Origin of the sequence: Rugamonas brunnea (assembly GCF_014042345.1) — a bacterium.
Taxonomy (GTDB): Bacteria; Pseudomonadota; Gammaproteobacteria; order Burkholderiales; family Burkholderiaceae_D; genus Rugamonas; species Rugamonas brunnea.
Genome location: NZ_JACEZT010000027.1, coordinates 1 through 16,503, shown reverse-complemented (window position 1 = coordinate 16,503; position 16,503 = coordinate 1). Strand labels below are relative to the sequence as shown.

The following is a 16,503-nucleotide window of genomic DNA, read 5'->3' as shown; positions in this document are numbered from 1 at the left end:
CACGCGAGTGCCTGTGCCGTTTTTTCAGGGGCGGCCGCGGCCGCCACCGACTCATCCGGTATCAAACAAACAGCAGGGACAGGCAGTGCAAACGGATCCAAGAAGAGCCCACGTGCGGCGCTTGCTGCAGGTCGACGCGTCGATCGCCGACGAATTCGGCTCGCAGCAATGGGCGGTGCAGATCATCGACATCGCGCGCATGGGCGTGGCCTTCGTCAGCTACCACCAGTTCCCGACCGACGTGCCGTTCCTGTTCAGTTTCTGCTTCCCCGGCAGCAGCGTGCGCAACGAGGTGCTGCTGACCATCGTGCACAGCGCGCCCTTTGGCACGGAAGGGCGCTTCCGCAACGGCGCCCGTTTCCTCTCCATTTCCGATGACGCCGTCGAGCGCATCGTTGATTACGTCACGTCCGACGGCATGCACATGGCCTGATCAGTAGGGGTTGGCCGGCGACAGCTGGCCGGCCACCGCGTCCACCGTCTTGTAGACGGGCAGGCCGCTCCAGTTGCCCAGGTCGAACACAGTGGCCGAATCGGCCAGCTTGCGGATCTCCACGCCATACATGGCCAGCGGCGCGCCCGCCACGCAGGTGGATGGCGCTACCGCCGGGCGCACGAAGTACACCGCGCTCTCGGTCGTGGTCGAGACATTGGTCACGCGGCGCGCCGACACGCCGCCGGTGGCCTGGTTGCCTTGCACCAGCAGCGCCGTTTCCACATCCACGCCGATGCCGCGGGCCGTGGCCGCGCCGCTGCTGGACGCCGGCAGCACGCCGCCGGGGCAGCCGGTGCTGCCGTTCTGCGCCACCAGCCGCGCCACGAAGGTGACCAGCCGGCCCATGCGGTCGCGCGCGTCCAGGTGGGAATCGAGGATCATGCTGTTCAGGGCCGGCGGGGCGATGAAGCCGCCCGTCAGCGCCAGCGGGTTCGGGTCCAGCGTGATGTAGCGGTGGTAGGGGTTGGACAATGCCTGCGCCGTGGTGACGGAGCCCTTGAGCGCCGCGTAGTCGAACTGGCCCAGCACGGCCAGGCCGGCGCTGGTGCCGCCGACCGGCACGTTGCGGGCCAGCAGGCCGCGCAGGGTCTGGTCCAGCGCCGTGCCTTTCCAGTAGTTGATGTAGTCGCTCTGGTCGCCACCGGCGATGAACACGGCGTTGGCGCGCGCCACGATGGCGTTCACGGTCGGATCGTTGGCGGCGGACACGCTGGGGATGACCAGCGTTTCGGCCGACGTCAGCCCCAGCGAGGCGCCGCCCACCCACTGGTCGGCGACGGTGGTGGAGGTGCTGAGCGAGGCGTCGCTGTAGTACAGGTAGGGATCGTAGGCGTCGGTGCCGGTGGCGCGGATCACCACGAAGCGGCCGCCGGTGCCGGGCTTGATGCCGGCGCGCGTGATCATCCAGCGGAACGCTTCGTCCACGTCCGGCCCGCCGCCCATCAGCACCAGCGAGGTGGTGGCGTAGGAGGTGGGCAGGGTGACGGTGGCCTGCGGATTGCCCGTCGCATAGTATTCATACGACGGCTTGGCGGCGCCCTTGGCGGCGCTGGCCAAGCCCGGCGCCGCACAGGCGGCGGCCAGGAGCAGGGCGGTGAGGGAGCGCCAGGCGGCGCGCGGTGTCGGGTTGGGCAGCTTGGTCATGGAGGCCTCGGGTGGTCACTGGTATGGATGAAGTGTCATGTCATTGTTACACCGTTTTGGGCGGACGCAAGCGTTGTCCGCTCAAGTGCGGCGGCAAAGTGGGGTCGCTGTGGCTTTCCCGTCAGGTGCGCCTGGCCGTGGCCGCCGCGTTGTTGCCATCCAGCACGGGGCGGAACACTGTATAATGTCCGATTGGCCTGAATTTCCTGAGCAAAGTTACCATGCATTCCATCTCCCGCATTCCCAAGGACGACAGCACGCCCGCCACGCCCGGCGCGGCGCCGAAAGTGGGCTTCGTCTCGCTCGGCTGCCCCAAGGCGCTGGTCGATTCCGAACAGATCCTGACCCAGTTGCGCGCCGAAGGCTACGAAACGGCCAAGTCGTATGACGGCGCCGACCTCGTCATCGTCAACACCTGCGGCTTCATCGACGCGGCCGTGCAGGAGTCGCTGGACGCCATCGGCGAAGCGCTGGCCGAAAACGGCAAGGTGATCGTGACCGGCTGCCTGGGCGCCAAGAAGGATGCGGCTGGCGACGACATCATCACCAAGGTGCACCCGAAGGTGCTGGCCGTGACCGGCCCGCACGCGCTGGGCGAAGTGATGAACTCGGTGCACACCCACCTGCCCAAGCCGCACGAGCCGTTCATCGACCTGCTGCCGCCGCAGGGCATCAAGCTCACGCCCAAGCACTACGCCTACCTGAAGATTTCCGAAGGCTGCAACCACCGCTGCAGCTTCTGCATCATCCCGTCCATGCGCGGCGACCTGGTGTCGCGCCCGATCGCGGAACTGATGCTGGAGGCGGAGAACCTGTTCAAGTCCGGCGTCAAGGAACTGCTGGTCATTTCTCAGGACACCTCGGCCTACGGCGTGGACGTCAAGTTCCGCTCCGGCTTCTGGAACGGCCGTCCCGTCAAGACCCACATGACCCAGCTGACCGAAGCGCTGGGCGAGCTGGCCAAGTCCTACGGCGCGTGGGTGCGCCTGCACTATGTGTACCCGTACCCGCACGTGGACCAGATTATCCCGCTGATGAGCGGTGGCCATATCCTGCCTTACCTGGACGTGCCGCTGCAGCACGCCCATCCCGAGGTGCTCAAGCGCATGAAGCGTCCGGCCAGCGGCGAAAAGAACCTGGACCGCATCCAGGCCTGGCGCAAGATGAACCCGGATCTGACCATCCGCTCCACCTTCATCGCCGGCTTCCCCGGCGAGACGGAAGCGGAATTCGAATACCTGCTGGACTTCCTGAAGGAAGCGCAGATCGACCGCCTCGGTTGCTTCGCTTACTCGCCGGTGGAAGGCGCCACCGCCAACGAACTGGAAAACCAGGTGCCGGACGAAGTGCGCGAGGAACGCCGTGGCCGCGTCATGCTGCTGCAGGAAGAGATTTCGAAGCAGCGCCTGAAGGCCAAGGTCGGCAAGACCGTGCGCGTGCTGATCGACGAAGTGACGCGCAGCGGCGGCGTGGGCCGCTCGGCCGCCGACGCGCCGGAAATCGACGGCGTGGTCTACGTCAAGCCGCCGTACGAGCCGCACAAGAAGCTGGCTGTGGGCCAGTTCGTCGACGTGACCATCACCGCATCGGACGCGCACGATTTGTGGGGCGAGGCGCAGTAAGCCACGTCGGCGTTAAAAGAAACCGGGGTCAGGTCATGCCGGTGCGCATTTTGCGCGCCGGCATGACCTGACCCCGGTTTTGCATTTAAGCAGGGGAGAGCACGTTCTCGTAGACGGGCGCGAAGCCGCCGCCCGGGGTGCGGAAGTTGGTGGTCTGGCCCTGGTACAGGCGCGCGGCTACCCATTGGACGGCGCCGTCGTAGGCGTAGTTGCGCACGTCGAATTTGAGCTTCTGGGGCGGGTCTTCCGAGCTGATGGTGCGCTCACCCGGCGCCACCAGCGCCTGCGCGACGTAACCACCGGCCAGGATCTCCTGCCAGACGCGCTGGGTCAGTTTGTCGCCACGGTAGGCGGCCTTGCCGCCATAGCCGCCATAGGGCTTGAAGAACAGGCCGCGCCGATCCTTCCACAGGCGCTCGGCGTGCTCGGGTTGCACCAGTTCCGTGCGGGGGATGCCCGCCAGCAGGATCGCGCGCTGCGACGGCGGCACACCCAGTTGCTGCAGTTCGTCTTCATCGCTGAGCAAGGCCAGGTTGCGCTTGTCCGCGTACAGCGCGTGGGCGCGCGGGTGGGGTGTGAGCACGGCGGCGCGCGCCAGCCAGGCGTCGCGCAGCACGGCGCTGGCCGGCGCCGCCAGCGCGAAGTCGGTCAGCCGGTTGTAGACCAGGTCGATGGGCTGGCCATCGTGCCAGAGGGTGCCGCCTTCGAGCTTGAACTGCTCCGGCGCGGCGATCACGGCGCGCAGGTCGTGGCGCTCGAACAGCTGCTGGAAAAGCAGGAATTCGGGGTACAGGTATTGCTGCTCGGGCGCGTCGTCGACGATGGCGATGCTGCGCAGCGGCCGCTGGTGCCCGGCCAGCGCCCACTCGCGCCGGAACATGGCGATCATTTCCCGTTCGAACGCGCCGGCCGTGGCCACCGGCGGCACGAGGAATTCGGCCTCGGCGCAGCAGGCCCGCTGGGCGCGCGCGAGCACGGCGTTGAGCATGGCGCCGCCGGCATTGGTGTTGATTTCGATGAGACCGAATTGCTGCTCGTCGGCGTGGAAGTCGTAGCCCATAAAGACGCCGCGCGCGCCCGTGTCGTGGTGGGCGATCTCGGGCGCGTAGGCCAGCACGCGCTCGCGGTAGGCGGGCAGGGCGACCACCGATTCGATCGTCTGCACCAGTTCCTCCATGCGCATCAGCCGCGCCGTGGACATGAACACCGGACGGGCCGCGAACAGGTAGGGGCAGCGCTCGCGCACCAGCGCATAGATGTCGGGCTGGTCCAGTTGTGTTTGCAGGGCCTGGCGCAGCGCTTCCTCGTCCAGGCTGACGCAGAAACAGGCGCTGTTGCGCAAGGCGACGGGGGCCATGTGGCAGGTCAGGTCGTTCATCCGGTTTTCTCTCCCGCTGGACGTGCGCGCCGCAGGTCGGCAGCGCTGTCCAGTCGATAGCATAAGCCTGTCGTCACATTTGCAACAGTGCGCAGATCATGACGGCTCAATATTGCACCTGCGGCAATTATTATCTGCGCAATGTAGCATATTTCGTATAGACTGGCTCGCTCTCACGAAAGGAAGCCCATGAAACACCTGCTGCTCGCGTCGGCCATGCTGGTCGGCGCCATCCAGGGCGCGTATGCGCTCGACAATTCTGCCGCCGTCAAGGTGACGCCGCTGTTGAAGACGTCCACCAGCTGGGACGCCAAGCCCATCACCTATCCCGCCGGCGCGGCCGAAGTGACGGCGCTGATGGTCGAAATCGCGGCCGGCGGCCAGACCGGCTGGCATGAACACCAGGTGCCGTCGTTCGCCTACGTGATGGAGGGCACGCTGGAGGTGACCCGCGCCACCGGTGAGACCAAGGTGCTGCACGTGGGCGACGTGCTGCCGGAAGTGGTGGACACGCTGCACAACGGCCGCGCGCTCGATGGCAAGCCCGTCAAGCTGCTGGTGCTGTACACGGGTTCGTCGGAGAAGAAGCTGACCGTGCCCCATCCGGAATTCACGCCGCCAGCGAAGTAAGTGCGTGCGCAAGTAATGTGAGGCGGCCGCGGACGGCGCTGCGCGGACAAATCCGGCGTTAGCTCCTATAATCGCCAACGGGCTGGCACACCGCCGGCCCGGATTCGCAACTTCCCGCAACCGCCACCACTTCGCCATGACCGCAAAAAAATCCCCGCAGACCGCGCTGGTGCATACCGATTACCAGGCGCCGCCCGGTTTCGCCGCCTTCCCCAGCGCCATCCACCATGCCTCCACCGTGCTGTTCAAGAACGTGGCGGCCATGCGCTCGGGTGACTGGAAAGAGAAGAACGCTTATACCTACGGGCTGCACGGCACGCCGACCACGTTCACGCTGGAAGCGCGGCTGGCCGAGATCGAGGACGGCCGGCACTGCCTGCTGGCGCCCAGCGGCCTGGCCGCGATCGCGATGGTGGACTTTGCGCTGCTCAAGAGCGGCGACGATGTGCTGTTGCCCGATAACGTCTACAACCCCAACCGCGAACTAGGCAAGTGGCTCAGCGCCGACTTCGGCGTCACGGCCCGCTACTACGATCCCCTGATCGGCGCCGGCATCGCGGACATGATCCAGCCCAACACGAAACTGATCTGGACCGAGGCGCCCGGTTCGGTGTCGATGGAAGTGTCGGACCTGCCGGCCATCTGCCAGGCCGCGCATGCGCGCGGGGTGCTGGTGGCGCTCGATAACACGTGGTCGGCCGGGCTGGCGCTGCGCGGCTTCGAGCTCGGTGCGGACATCATCATGCAGGCGCTGACCAAGTACCAGTCGGGCGGTTCGGATGTGCTGATGGGCGCCCTGATCACGCGCGACCGCGCCTTGCACGAGCGCCTGAGCATGGCCCACATGCGGCTGGGCATGGGCGTGGGCGCGGACGACGCCTACCTGGTGCTGCGCGGCCTGCCCACCCTCAAACTGCGCTTCGACGCGCACGACGCCAGCGCGCGCAAGCTGGCCGCATGGTTGCGCACGCGGCCCGAGATCAGCAAGGTGCTGCATCCGGCGTTCGAGGATTGCCCCGGCCATGCCATCTGGCAGCGCGACTTCAGCGGCGCCGGCGGCCTGTTCTCCGTGCTGTTCGACCCGTCCATCCCGGAGGCACGCACCGACCGCTTCGTGGATGCGCTCAAGCTGTTCAAGATCGGTTACAGCTGGGGCGGCGCCAACAGCCTGGTGATGCCGTACCGGATCGCCCACATGCGGCAGGCCTGGCGCGACCAGGGCATCCTGGTGCGCTTCAACGTCGGCCTGGAGGACACGGTGGACCTGATCGCCGACATCGAACAGGCGCTGGCGGCGATGTAAGCAGCAGGCCCGGCGCCCGGTGCCCGCTGTTGCTGCGGGTTCCAGTGCCGGTACCGGTGCTCGCGCTGGCGCTGGCGCGGCTAGAGCGGGCGCACCGGAATGCAGATGTCGCAGGTGAACTCGCCGGTGGCAGGATCGAGCGCGGTGGTGGCGTGGAAGCGCTCGAAGCATGGCCGCTCGTCGCATTGCAGGCCGCTCGACGGCAGCCATTCGCGTGTCAGCGTCATCCAGGCGGCGGCGATGCTGGTGGTGGGACCCCGGAAGCGGGCCACGGCGTAGCGTCCGCCCGGCAGCATCGTGGTGGCGGTGTTGCCGTTGGCCTGGAAATGCCCGGGCAGGGCCACACAGGCGTCGTAGCGGCACTTGTCGGCCGGGGTCAGCACCGGGTCGTCCAGGCCCACGCCGTAGCAGGTCTGCTCCATCAGGCCGTGCGACTGCATCCACGGCGCCATGGTGTCGCGCCAGAATGCGCCGATGCCGGGGCCGTAGGCGCCAATGCGGCGCTGCCAGGCGACGCGCACAGGCGGTAAATCGATCACTTGAACTTCCATGCTGTTTGCTCCTTGGGTTGGATGGGAGTGGCCATCTTCGCCCAAGTGCGGCGCGCGCGCCTGACCGGGCTTGCCCAGGGCCTGATCCAGATTGCTATGCAGGGTGAATTTGTGTTCGCCCAGCGCGGCCACCTGCTGCGCCATGCGTGCGGGAGTGGCTTGCCGCCAGGTGCTTGGCGTGCAGCCGAACTTGAGCTTGAACGCGCGCGCGAACGCTTCGCCCGAGCCGAAGCCGGTGCCCAGCGCAATGTCGAGCACCGTCTCGCCGGTGTTGCGCGAGAGCCGGAAGGCTGCCACTTCCAGCCGGCGGCGGCGCGCGTAGTCGCCCACGGTCTCGCCCATCCAGGCGGTGAAGATGCGGTGGAAGTGGAAGCGCGAGAAGTGGGCGACGTCGGCCAGCGTGGCCAGTTCCAGCGGCGTGTCGAGGTGGCGGTCGATGTAGTCGAGCACCAGGTTGATGCGGCGCGCGTATTCGGCGCGGCTGGCGGCTGGCGATTCAGGGATGGTCGGCATATTTCCTGAGCAGGCGGGCAAATTGCTGTTTGCCGGGGCCGGCCAGCCAGGTCCACATGGTTTCGACCTGGACCTGGTGGGCCGCGTAGTACGGGGCATGGGCGGCCAGCCACACGCGGTCGCTGTAGAGCGACTGGTTCAGCCGCACCAGCGCCGTGCCGTAGTGGGTGGCGATGAAGTTGTCCATATCGCCGGCCGAGATCATCGACACGGCCACGCCATCGACGCGGCGCAGGCGCAGCTTTTCCAGATTGCTGGTGATGTTGGTGGCGCCGCTGTCGACGCGCAGGCCGTCGCGCCGCATGCGCGGCAGATAGGCGGAACTGAGCACGCTGGCCAGCACATGGTCGCGGAAATACAGTGCCGGATCGGCGTCGCGTCCGGGGCCGTCGGCCGCCCGCACGAACACCACCAGCAGTTGCGGCAGCGACCGTTCCTGGTCCAGCTGGCCCGCCTTGTCGCGCGGGAAGGCCAGTTCGGGCTGGCTGGCGCTGGTCGCGCCCTGGGGAGCGAATTCGACCTGGCCTTCCATCAGGGCAGGCAGGATGCGGCCGTTCGGCAAGCGCTTGAGCGTGACGGGGCAACCGGCGCTGGCGCCGAACCTGCGCAGCAATTCCGCGCCGGCGCCCGGTGGTTCGGGCACCTGGTCGCCGTTGCCCAGCCAGTAGGGCGGATAGTGCTGGTCGGGATAGGCGATGCGCAGCGGCGCGCAGGCGGCGCGGGCGCCGGTACTGCACAGGGCAAGGGAGAGCAGGCCAAGGCAAAGCAGGGCGGTCGGGAACAGGCGAGACATACGGCGCGGACGCTCAGGCAATCAATTGCATGAATTATATGCGCTTTCGGACAGCACGTTCCCCTGGCACGCTATGCCGCAGACCGGCCGGCTGGCACGGTGCCGCGGCGGCGCGCGCGGTCCGCTTCACTCGGGCATGGGACGGTTCTGGTTCAGGGCGCTGATGCCGGCGATCAGCCGGTAGGCTTTCCACAGCCATGCGCCCACCCACACCAGCCAGGCCAGCGGGATGCCGATGATGGTCAGGAACAGGGCCACGCCCACGGCCATCCAGATCAGATACCACCAGAACGAGCGGATCTGCCAGCTGTGGTGGCTGTGCACGAAGGTGCCTTCCGTCTCGGGCCGCTTGACGTAGTTGATGATGAGCGGGATGAAGGAAAACGCGCCCAGCGAGAACAGGAAGCTGAGCGCGTGGCCCAGGTAGAGCCACCAGGCGAGGTTCTTGGCCGCGTCCAGGCGGTCGTCGAGGATCAGTTGTTGCGACATGGCGGCTTCCTTGGTGAGATGAACAATTTTTATTTTCTCACAATGGCGGGCCGCGGCAAAGGGGCGTCACCGTGGGGCGCGTCCCTGGGGCGGCCGGTCGCCGCGGCGGCGCGGGCGCGCCACGCCGCCGTTATCGCTTGCGCCGCCGGTCGCGGCCTCAGGCCAGCAGGGGCAGGATGCCGTCCAGGCCGACGAAGTTCAGGGCCACGCTGGCCTGCTCGCGCACCACGGGCTTGGCGCGGAACGCCACCGACAGGCCGGCGATGCCCATCATCTTCAGGTCGTTGGCGCCGTCGCCCATGACGATGGCCTGGGCCGGCGCGATGCCCAGCTCCGCGCACACGCGCTCCACGGTGCGCTTCTTCTCGTCGGCGTCGACGATGCCGCCGAGGACCTTGCCCGTCAGCTTGCCGTCGACGATCTCCAGTTCGTTGGCGTGGGTGTAGTCCAGGCCCATGCGGGCCTTGAGGCGGCTGGTGAAGAAGGTGAAGCCGCCCGACACCAGCAGCGTCTTCAGGCCGGCCGCCTGCACCGCCTTGAGCATGGTCTCGGCGCCCGGCGACAGGCGCAAACGCTCCTCGTACACGCGCTCCAGGGCCGACGCGTCCAGCCCTTCGAGCAGGGCCACGCGGCGCGTGAGGCTGGCCGAGAAATCGAGTTCGCCGCGCATGGCCGCCTCGGTGATGGCCGCCACCTGCGGCTTGAGGCCCTGCATGTCAGCGATCTCGTCGATGCATTCGATGGTGATGAAGGTCGAGTCCATGTCCATCGCCACCAGCTTGAATTCGCTCAGGTGGCGGATGCCGACCATGTAGGTGGCGTCGAGCTGGGCGGCGTGGGCCGCCACTTCGATGGTCTGGCGCAGCGCGGGCGAGAAGGCGATGCCCTCGCAGCGCACGGCACGGTCGCTCAGCCAGGTGAGGTTGGTGGGGGCGGTCAGCGCGGCGATGCGCTCCAGGCGGGCCTTGCAGTCGTCCAGGCCTTGCAGGACCAGGTTCATGGAGGTGGTGGCGTCGGTCATAAAGTCAGTTCGTTCGCGCTAGGCGGTCAGTTGTTTGATGGCGTTCTTGATGTGGGTGACGCGCGCGGCCAGGTCCGGCATGGCGGCCGTGATCTTGAGCTTGTCCTGGCCATTGAGCTTGATCTGGCGGTTCTTCTGGATCAGCTCAATGATGCGCATCGGGTCGATAGGCGGCTTGGGCATGAATTGCAGCGTGGCCGCCTCGCCGTGGGCGTCGATCTTGACGATGCCCACGGTGCGGGCGGCGATGCGCAGGCGGTGGGTCTCCACCAGCGCTTTGACGGCGTCGGGTAGCTTGCCGAAGCGGTCTATCAATTCTTCCTGCATGTCGTCGATCTTCCCCGGGGCTTCGCAGTTGGCCAGGCGCTTGTAGATCGACAGGCGCTCGTGCACGTCGCCGCAGAAGTCGGCCGGCAGCAGGGCCGGCACGTGCAGGTTGATCTCGGTGGTGGTCGACAGCGGCGCGGCCAGGTCCGGCTCCTTGCCGTTCTTGAGCGCGCGCACGGCCTCGTTGAGCATGTCCGAGTACAGCTGGAAACCGACTTCGGTCATCTCGCCGGACTGGCTGTCGCCCAGCACTTCGCCGGCGCCGCGGATTTCCAGGTCGTGCATGGCCAGGTAGAAGCCGCTGCCCAGTTCTTCCATCTGCTGGATCGCGTCCAGCCGGCGCTGCGCCTGCTTGGTCAGGCCCTGCACGTCGTTCACCAGCAGGTAGGCATAGGCCTGGTGGTGCGAGCGGCCCACGCGCCCGCGCAGCTGGTGCAGCTGGGCCAGGCCGAACTTGTCGGCGCGGTGCATGATGATGGTGTTGGCCGTGGGGACGTCGATGCCGGTCTCGATGATGGTGGTGCACAGCAGGATATTGAAGCGCTGGGCCACGAAGTCGCGCATCACCTTCTCCAGGTCGCGCTCGTGCATCTGGCCGTGGGCCACGGCGATGCGGGCCTCGGGCAGCAGTTCGGTCAGCATGGCCATGCGGTTCTCGATGGTCTCGACCTCGTTGTGCAGGAAGTAGACCTGGCCGCCCCGTTTCAGCTCGCGCAGGCACGCTTCGCGGATGATGGCCTCGCCCTCGCTGCGCACGAAGGTCTTGATGGCCAGCCGCTTCTGCGGCGCCGTGGCGATCACGGAGAAGTCGCGCAGGCCTTCGAGCGCCATGCCCAGCGTGCGCGGGATCGGGGTGGCCGTCAGCGTCAGCACGTCGACCTCGGCCCGCAGCGCCTTGAGCGCCTCCTTCTGGCGCACGCCGAAGCGGTGTTCCTCGTCGATGATGACCAGGCCCAGGCGGGTGAACTTGACCTCGTCCGACAGCAGCTTGTGGGTACCGATCACGATGTCGAGCGTGCCATCGGCCATGCCCTTGATGGCCTGCGCGATCTCCTTGCCGGTGCGGAAGCGCGACATTTCGGCGATGCGCACGGGCCAGTCGGCGAAGCGGTCGGCGAAGGTCTGGGCGTGCTGCTCGGCCAACAGCGTGGTGGGGGCCAGGATGGCGACCTGCTTGCCGCCCATGACGGCGATGAAGGCGGCCCGCAGCGCCACTTCCGTCTTGCCGAAGCCGACGTCGCCGCACACCAGGCGGTCCATCGGTTTGCCCGAGGTCATGTCCTTGATGACGTTGCTGATGGCCTCGGCCTGGTCCGGCGTCTCGTCGAAGCCGAAGCTGTCGGCGAAGCGCTCGTAGTCGTGGGCCGAGTATTCGAAGGCGTGGCCCTGGCGCAGCGCGCGCCGGGCGTACAGGTTGAGCAGCTCGGCGGCCGTGTCGCGCACCTGCTCGGCGGCCTTGCGTTTGGCTTTCTCCCACTGGCCCGAGCCGAGCGAATGCAGCGGCGCGTCCTCCGGCGAGGCGCCCGAGTAGCGCGAGATCACGTGCAGCTGCGACACGGGCACGTACAGCTTGGTGTCCTTGGCGTATTCCAAGTGCAGGAACTCGGTTTCGCCTTCGCCCAGGTCCATGCTGGTCAGGCCCATGTAGCGGCCGATGCCGTGGTTGATGTGGACCACCGGGTCGCCGATCTTCAGCTCCGACAGGTCGCGCACCATGGATTCGACCTGGGTCACGCCTTCCTGCTTCTTCTTGCCGGCGCGGCGGCCGGAGCCCGCGTACAGTTCCGTCTCGGTGATGAAGATCAGGTTCTCGTCCGGCGTGGACAGCTCGAAGCCGGCATGCAGCGGCGCCACGCCCAGCGCCAGTTTGGCGTCCGACGCCAGGAAGCCGGCGTAGCCTTCTACCGGCGTCAGCGCCAGGTCGTATTCGTTGAAGTACTGTTGCAGCGTTTCGCGCCGGCCGTTCGATTCGGCGCAGATCATCACGCGCCGCCCGGCCTGCAGCAGGTAGGCGCGCAGGTTGGTCAGCGGGTCTTCCGTGTGGCGGTTGACGGCGATGTTGGGCACCGGCGCGGACAGCTCGGAGGCGGGCGCGCCCGCTTCGCGCGCGATGGCGAGACGGCCGAAGGGCTTGGCCAGCGTGTAGAACTGCTCGTCCGACAGGAACAGCGCTTCCGGCGCCAGGATGGGACGCTCGCGGTCGGCCTTCAGGAAGCGGTAGCGCGAGCTGGTGTCGGTCCAGAAGCGGCCGATGGCGCTGTCGATGTCGCCCACCGTGGCCACCAGGGCGCCGTCGGGCAGATAGTCGAACAGGGTGGCCGTCTGCTCGAAGAACAGCGGCAGATAGTATTCGATGCCGGCCGAGGCGATGCCGGCGCTGATGTCCTTGTAGACGACGGCGCGCGACGGGTCGCCCTCGAACTGCTCGCGCCAGCGGCTGCGGAAGGTGGTGCGGGCCGCGTCGTCCATCGGGAATTCGCGGCCCGGCAGCAGGCGCACCTGCTTGACCGGGTACAGCGAGCGCTGGGTGTCGGCGTCGAAGGTGCGGATCGATTCGATGGTGTCGCCGAACAGGTCGAGCCGGTAGGGCAGGGCCGAACCCATGGGGAACAGGTCGAGCAGGCCGCCGCGCACCGAGTATTCGCCGGGCGACATCACTTGCGCCACGTGGGCGTAGCCGGCCAGCGTCAGCTGCGATTTCAGGCGCGCCTCGTCCAGCGTTTCGCCCTGCTCGAAGAAGAAGGTGTAGGCGGCCAGGAACGAGGGCGGCGCCATGCGCACCAGCGCCGTGGTGGCCGGCACGATCAGCACGTCGCACTGGCCGGCGCTGACTTCGTGCAGCGTGGCCAGGCGCTCGGACACCAGGTCCTGGTGCGGCGAGAAGGCGTCGTAGGGCAGGGTTTCCCAGTCGGGCAGCAGGTGGCAGCGCAGCTGGCCTTCGGCGAACCACGGCATCTCGTCCAGCAGGCGCTGGCCGTCGCTAGCGGCGGCCACCACCACGGCCAGCATGCGGCCCTGCGCCTTCAGCTCAAGCGCGCATTGCGCCAGCGCGTACGCATCGGACGATCCATGCAGGGCGGGAAGGGCGAAGCGGGTGCCGGACTTGGGAAGGGATTTTTTCAGGTCGAAGGACATGCAGGCTGCAACACAATAGTACGGTTAGGCGCACTGCCGACCGTGGCAATGCCGCAGGCGACATTATAGACGATGCTACCCTGGCCCGTCGCCCGGGCGGCGTAGTCCGGCCAGTGCGGCGACCGGCTCAGGCGGGACGGCGCAGATTGGCCACGCCGAACGGCACGTGCACCATGGGGATGGTGCCGCCGGCCGACTTGAGGTGGCTGAGCTGGTCGTCGAAGAAGATATGGGGCCGGAACACCTCCAGCACCCGCGCCTTTTCCATCCCGCCCAGGAAGAAGGTCTCGTTGGCCGACACGCCCCAGCTCTTGAGCGTGGTGACGACGCGCTCGTGCGAGGGCGCGTTGCGGGCCGTGATGATGGCGATGCGCAGGATCTTGCGGTAGCCCGGGTCGCGCCGCAGCTGCTTTTCCTCCATGCGCTGCATTAGGGCCAGCTTCTGGAACAGGTCGGCCAGCGGGCCGGGACGGTGCGGGATGGCCACGTGGCGCCGTTCGTGGGCGTGGAATTCGTCCACGTCGTTGTTGCGCTTGAAGACGGTCTCGGCCTCGTCGTCGGCGATCACGCCGTCGAAGTCGAAGGCCACGCGCAGCTCGCCGTCGGCCTCGTCGTCCTCCGTGCGCGACGGCAGCACCAGCCCGGCCGGGTGGTTGGCCGCCAGCGCGCTGCGCACGTCGTCCTCGTTCGCGCTCAGGAACAGGGCCGTGTTAAACGCGGGCAGGTAGGCGTGGGCCGATTTGCCGGTGACGAAGCAGGCGCGCGTGATATCGAGGCCATAGTGGGCGATCGAGTGCATCACGCGCAGGCCCGTCTCCGGCGAATTGCGCGAGAACAGCACCACCTCGACCGGCAACTGGCGCGCGAACTGCTTGTTGATGTTGAGGAAACGGCGGATGAAGGGAAAGGCCACGCCCTTGCCGAGGATGACGTCGTGGTGCTGTTCTTGGTACTTGCGGTAGGCTTCCTCGCCCTGTTCCAGATAGACCTGGTGCGAATCGGTCAGGTCGAACAGGGCGCTGGAGGCGATGCCGATGACGAGTTTATGCTGGATCGGATAAACCATGGAGCGCGGTTAAGCTTGTCGAAAAGGCCAAGTGTAAAGCAAATCCGGGCTATCATGGGGCGACCCCAACCTCGCACCCTGCACCCAGCGCGTTGTCCATGCCTGTTCCCCCGTTCACGCCACCGGCCACCATCGGCGGCTTCCCCGTCACAGCGCTGTTGGCAGCGCGGGCGGGGCGCTGCGCCTGCGCGGGAGCCGACCCGGCCACGGGCGCGCCGCTGCTGCTCAAGCTGGGCAGCCCCGGCGACGCGCTGCTGGGCGGTTTGCGTCATCCTCATCTGGCCGCCGTGCTGGCGGCCGGCGAGGAACACGGCCAGCCCTGGTCGGCGCTGGCATGGGTGGCGGGCCGGCCGCTGCGCGCCGTGCTGGCCGATGGCGTGCCGCCGCAGGTTCAGGCCCTGGCCTGGATGGCGCAGTTGCTGGCGGCCCTGGCGTGCCTGCATGGCGCCGGCATCGTCCACCGCGACATCACGCCCGCCAACCTGCTGATCACGCCGGACGGCCAGCTAGTCGTCACCGATTTTGGCCTGGCGGCGCGCGCAGGGCAGGGCGGCAGCGCGGCCGGCACCCCGGCCTACATGGCGCCCGAGCAGATGCGCGGCGCGCCGGCCGATGCCCGCGCCGACCTGTATGCGGCCGGCGTGGTGCTGTTCCAGTTGCTGACGGGGCGCCTGCCGTTCGAGGGCAACGCCGGCGCCGTGGTGCAGCAGGTGCTGGCCGCCGCACCTGCCGCGCCGCCGGCGCCGTCGCACCGGCATCCGGCGCTGGGCTGCCGTTTCGATGGCGTGCTGGCGCGGGCACTGGCGCGCGACCCCGGGCAGCGTTTCCAGAGCGCCAGCCAGTTCGCCGCGGCGATCTCTGAAATAGCCGCGGCCTGAATTTGCTGCGCCGCAGTACGGCCCGCCCGGCCTCCCCTGGATGAGGGAGTTACCTTTCTACAACACTGACACACAAGCCAGTTGAATCGACCTAAAATTATTTTTCCGATATTTATTGGGTTTTCGAGTATAGTCGAACACATTGTTGAAAACTTGACAGGCGAACACAGCCTCACCAGTTTCAGCCTCACCCGCCTTCAAGCTTCGCCCGCCGGACCACGTGCCCGGTGAGGCGGTGGTATTCGTTCCAGTATTCGCTTCTGTTCCACCAGTTTCTGTCGTCCGGTTTCTGTTTCGCTGCTTCATTCCGCAATTCTGATCGTCGTCAACGCGAGGTTCTGGATCAAGATGGGTATGTTGAATATAGATGCGCTGTTGCAGGAGGTGGACCCCGCCAATCCGTGCGGTCCCAATCTTGAGTATGACCCGGCTTTCCTGGAGCTGGAGCAGGCCTTGCAGGGCAAGCCCGAAGTCCAGTACGGCGACACCATCACCCCGGCCGTGCCGCCGGACTGGAAGCATGTGCAGCGCCTGGCCAGCGAGCTGCTGGATCGCAGCCGCGACCTGCGGTTGGCCGTGGCCATGCTGCGCGCCCAGCTGGCGCTGCAGGGCATGACGGGTTGCGCCGACGGCCTGCGCCTGATCGAATGCCTGCTGGTGCAGCGCTGGGACAGCGTCCATCCCCAGCTCGATCCGGACGACGACAACGATCCCATGTTGCGCATCAATTCGCTGGCCGTGCTGGCTGATGGCGCCACGCTGCTGCGTGAACTGAAGGAGGCGCCGCTGATCGTGCTGCCGGCGCTGGGCCCGGTGAGCCTGCGCACGCTCGATATCGCCAGCGGCGAAGTGCCGCCGCCCGAGGGCGAGGCCAAGATCGAACTGTCGTCGATCGAAGCGGCCCTGCGCGACGCCGACCCGGAGCGGGTGCAGGCGCTGAGCGCGGCCCTGTCCCAGGCCCATGACAGCGCCGTCAACATCGAAGCCCTGCTGGTGCGCCAGGTGGGGTCCTCGCAGGCGCTCAACCTCGATGTGCTGGTCAAGTACCTGCGCCGCGCGCGCGATTTCGCCAACGCCGGTTTGCCCGAGGCCGAGGCGCCCGCGCCGGCGGCCGACGAATCGGGCGGCGCCGCGGCCGCCGCGCCGGCCGATGGCGCG

At 67.4% G+C, this 16,503-nt stretch carries 14 protein-coding genes; 6 read left to right on the top strand and 8 right to left on the bottom strand.

Annotated elements, in window-relative coordinates:
- Positions 1–112: 112 nt before the first annotated feature.
- Positions 113–433, top strand: coding sequence for a PilZ domain-containing protein (locus H3H37_RS24240; protein ID WP_182167365.1), 321 nt, complete (start codon positions 113–115; stop codon positions 431–433).
- Here H3H37_RS24240 and H3H37_RS24235 read toward each other — a convergent pair whose 3' ends face one another.
- Positions 434–1,639: a cyanophycinase gene (locus H3H37_RS24235; protein WP_182167364.1), complete on the bottom strand. Its 1,206-nt coding sequence runs from the start codon at positions 1,637–1,639 to the stop codon at positions 434–436. It abuts the gene before it with no gap.
- 221 nt (positions 1,640–1,860) lie between these two features.
- Here H3H37_RS24235 and rimO point away from each other — a divergent pair, with 221 nt between their 5' ends.
- Positions 1,861–3,261: a 30S ribosomal protein S12 methylthiotransferase RimO gene (gene rimO, locus H3H37_RS24230; protein ID WP_182167363.1), complete on the top strand. Its 1,401-nt coding sequence runs from the start codon at positions 1,861–1,863 to the stop codon at positions 3,259–3,261.
- Between the two features lie 85 nt (positions 3,262–3,346).
- Here the strand turns inward: rimO and H3H37_RS24225 are convergent, their stop codons facing one another.
- Complete coding sequence (locus tag H3H37_RS24225; RefSeq protein WP_182167362.1) at positions 3,347–4,639, bottom strand: hypothetical protein; 1,293 nt, start codon at positions 4,637–4,639, stop codon at positions 3,347–3,349.
- Between the two features lie 189 nt (positions 4,640–4,828).
- Here H3H37_RS24225 and H3H37_RS24220 point away from each other — a divergent pair, with 189 nt between their 5' ends.
- Both H3H37_RS24220 and H3H37_RS24215 read left to right on the top strand, forming a co-directional pair.
- The gene (locus tag H3H37_RS24220) at positions 4,829–5,269 is read left to right on the top strand and encodes a cupin domain-containing protein (protein WP_182167361.1); all 441 of its coding nucleotides are present in this window, start codon (positions 4,829–4,831) and stop codon (positions 5,267–5,269) included.
- Between the two features lie 136 nt (positions 5,270–5,405).
- Positions 5,406–6,572 carry a cystathionine beta-lyase gene (locus tag H3H37_RS24215; RefSeq protein WP_182167359.1) on the top strand — a complete coding sequence of 389 codons (1,167 nt, stop codon included), beginning with the start codon at positions 5,406–5,408 and terminating at the stop codon, positions 6,570–6,572.
- Between the two features lie 80 nt (positions 6,573–6,652).
- On the opposite strand, the gene H3H37_RS24210 is transcribed toward H3H37_RS24215, so the two are convergent.
- The 6 genes from H3H37_RS24210 to H3H37_RS24185 all read right to left on the bottom strand — a co-directional run bounded on the left by H3H37_RS24210 (position 6,653) and on the right by H3H37_RS24185 (position 14,467).
- Complete coding sequence (locus H3H37_RS24210) at positions 6,653–7,636, bottom strand: AraC family transcriptional regulator (protein WP_182167357.1); 984 nt, start codon at positions 7,634–7,636, stop codon at positions 6,653–6,655.
- The gene (locus H3H37_RS24205) at positions 7,620–8,429 is read right to left on the bottom strand and encodes a transporter substrate-binding domain-containing protein (protein WP_229219021.1); all 810 of its coding nucleotides are present in this window, start codon (positions 8,427–8,429) and stop codon (positions 7,620–7,622) included. Before H3H37_RS24205 ends, H3H37_RS24210 begins: the two co-directional genes overlap by 17 nt.
- A gap of 126 nt (positions 8,430–8,555) precedes the next feature.
- Positions 8,556–8,918, bottom strand: a complete 363-nt coding sequence (locus H3H37_RS24200) for a DUF4870 family protein (protein ID WP_182167355.1) — start codon at positions 8,916–8,918, stop codon at positions 8,556–8,558.
- Positions 8,919–9,075: 157 nt separating this feature from the next.
- The gene (gene serB, locus H3H37_RS24195; RefSeq protein ID WP_182167412.1) at positions 9,076–9,918 is read right to left on the bottom strand and encodes a phosphoserine phosphatase SerB; all 843 of its coding nucleotides are present in this window, start codon (positions 9,916–9,918) and stop codon (positions 9,076–9,078) included.
- 39 nt (positions 9,919–9,957) lie between these two features.
- A complete protein-coding gene (mfd, locus tag H3H37_RS24190; RefSeq protein WP_182167353.1) occupies positions 9,958–13,401 on the bottom strand; it encodes a transcription-repair coupling factor in 3,444 nt (1,147 codons plus the stop codon).
- 127 nt (positions 13,402–13,528) lie between these two features.
- Positions 13,529–14,467, bottom strand: a complete 939-nt coding sequence (locus H3H37_RS24185) for a 5'-nucleotidase (protein ID WP_182167351.1) — start codon at positions 14,465–14,467, stop codon at positions 13,529–13,531.
- Positions 14,468–14,565: 98 nt separating this feature from the next.
- Here H3H37_RS24185 and H3H37_RS24180 point away from each other — a divergent pair, with 98 nt between their 5' ends.
- Together H3H37_RS24180 and tssA are read left to right on the top strand one after the other, a co-directional pair.
- Positions 14,566–15,345, top strand: a complete 780-nt coding sequence (locus H3H37_RS24180; RefSeq protein WP_182167349.1) for a serine/threonine-protein kinase — start codon at positions 14,566–14,568, stop codon at positions 15,343–15,345.
- Between the two features lie 354 nt (positions 15,346–15,699).
- A partial coding sequence (tssA, locus tag H3H37_RS24175) for a type VI secretion system protein TssA (RefSeq protein WP_182167347.1) occupies positions 15,700–16,503 on the top strand: 804 nt, incomplete at its 3' end.

Excerpts from the sequence above, each read along its gene's own strand:
- serB (WP_182167412.1), bottom strand. The coding sequence starts at position 9,918 with ATGAACCTGGTCCTGCAAGGCCTGGACGACTGCAAGGCCCGCCTGGAG.
- H3H37_RS24225 (WP_182167362.1), bottom strand. The coding sequence starts at position 4,639 with ATGAACGACCTGACCTGCCACATGGCCCCCGTCGCCTTGCGCAACAGC.
- H3H37_RS24220 (WP_182167361.1), top strand. The coding sequence starts at position 4,829 with ATGAAACACCTGCTGCTCGCGTCGGCCATGCTGGTCGGCGCCATCCAG.
- mfd (WP_182167353.1), bottom strand. The coding sequence starts at position 13,401 with ATGTCCTTCGACCTGAAAAAATCCCTTCCCAAGTCCGGCACCCGCTTC.
- H3H37_RS24200 (WP_182167355.1), bottom strand. The coding sequence starts at position 8,918 with ATGTCGCAACAACTGATCCTCGACGACCGCCTGGACGCGGCCAAGAAC.
- rimO (WP_182167363.1), top strand. The coding sequence starts at position 1,861 with ATGCATTCCATCTCCCGCATTCCCAAGGACGACAGCACGCCCGCCACG.
- H3H37_RS24185 (WP_182167351.1), bottom strand. The coding sequence starts at position 14,467 with ATGGTTTATCCGATCCAGCATAAACTCGTCATCGGCATCGCCTCCAGC.
- H3H37_RS24210 (WP_182167357.1), bottom strand. The coding sequence starts at position 7,636 with ATGCCGACCATCCCTGAATCGCCAGCCGCCAGCCGCGCCGAATACGCG.
- H3H37_RS24235 (WP_182167364.1), bottom strand. The coding sequence starts at position 1,639 with ATGACCAAGCTGCCCAACCCGACACCGCGCGCCGCCTGGCGCTCCCTC.
- H3H37_RS24180 (WP_182167349.1), top strand. The coding sequence starts at position 14,566 with ATGCCTGTTCCCCCGTTCACGCCACCGGCCACCATCGGCGGCTTCCCC.
- H3H37_RS24205 (WP_229219021.1), bottom strand. The coding sequence starts at position 8,429 with ATGTCTCGCCTGTTCCCGACCGCCCTGCTTTGCCTTGGCCTGCTCTCC.
- H3H37_RS24215 (WP_182167359.1), top strand. The coding sequence starts at position 5,406 with ATGACCGCAAAAAAATCCCCGCAGACCGCGCTGGTGCATACCGATTAC.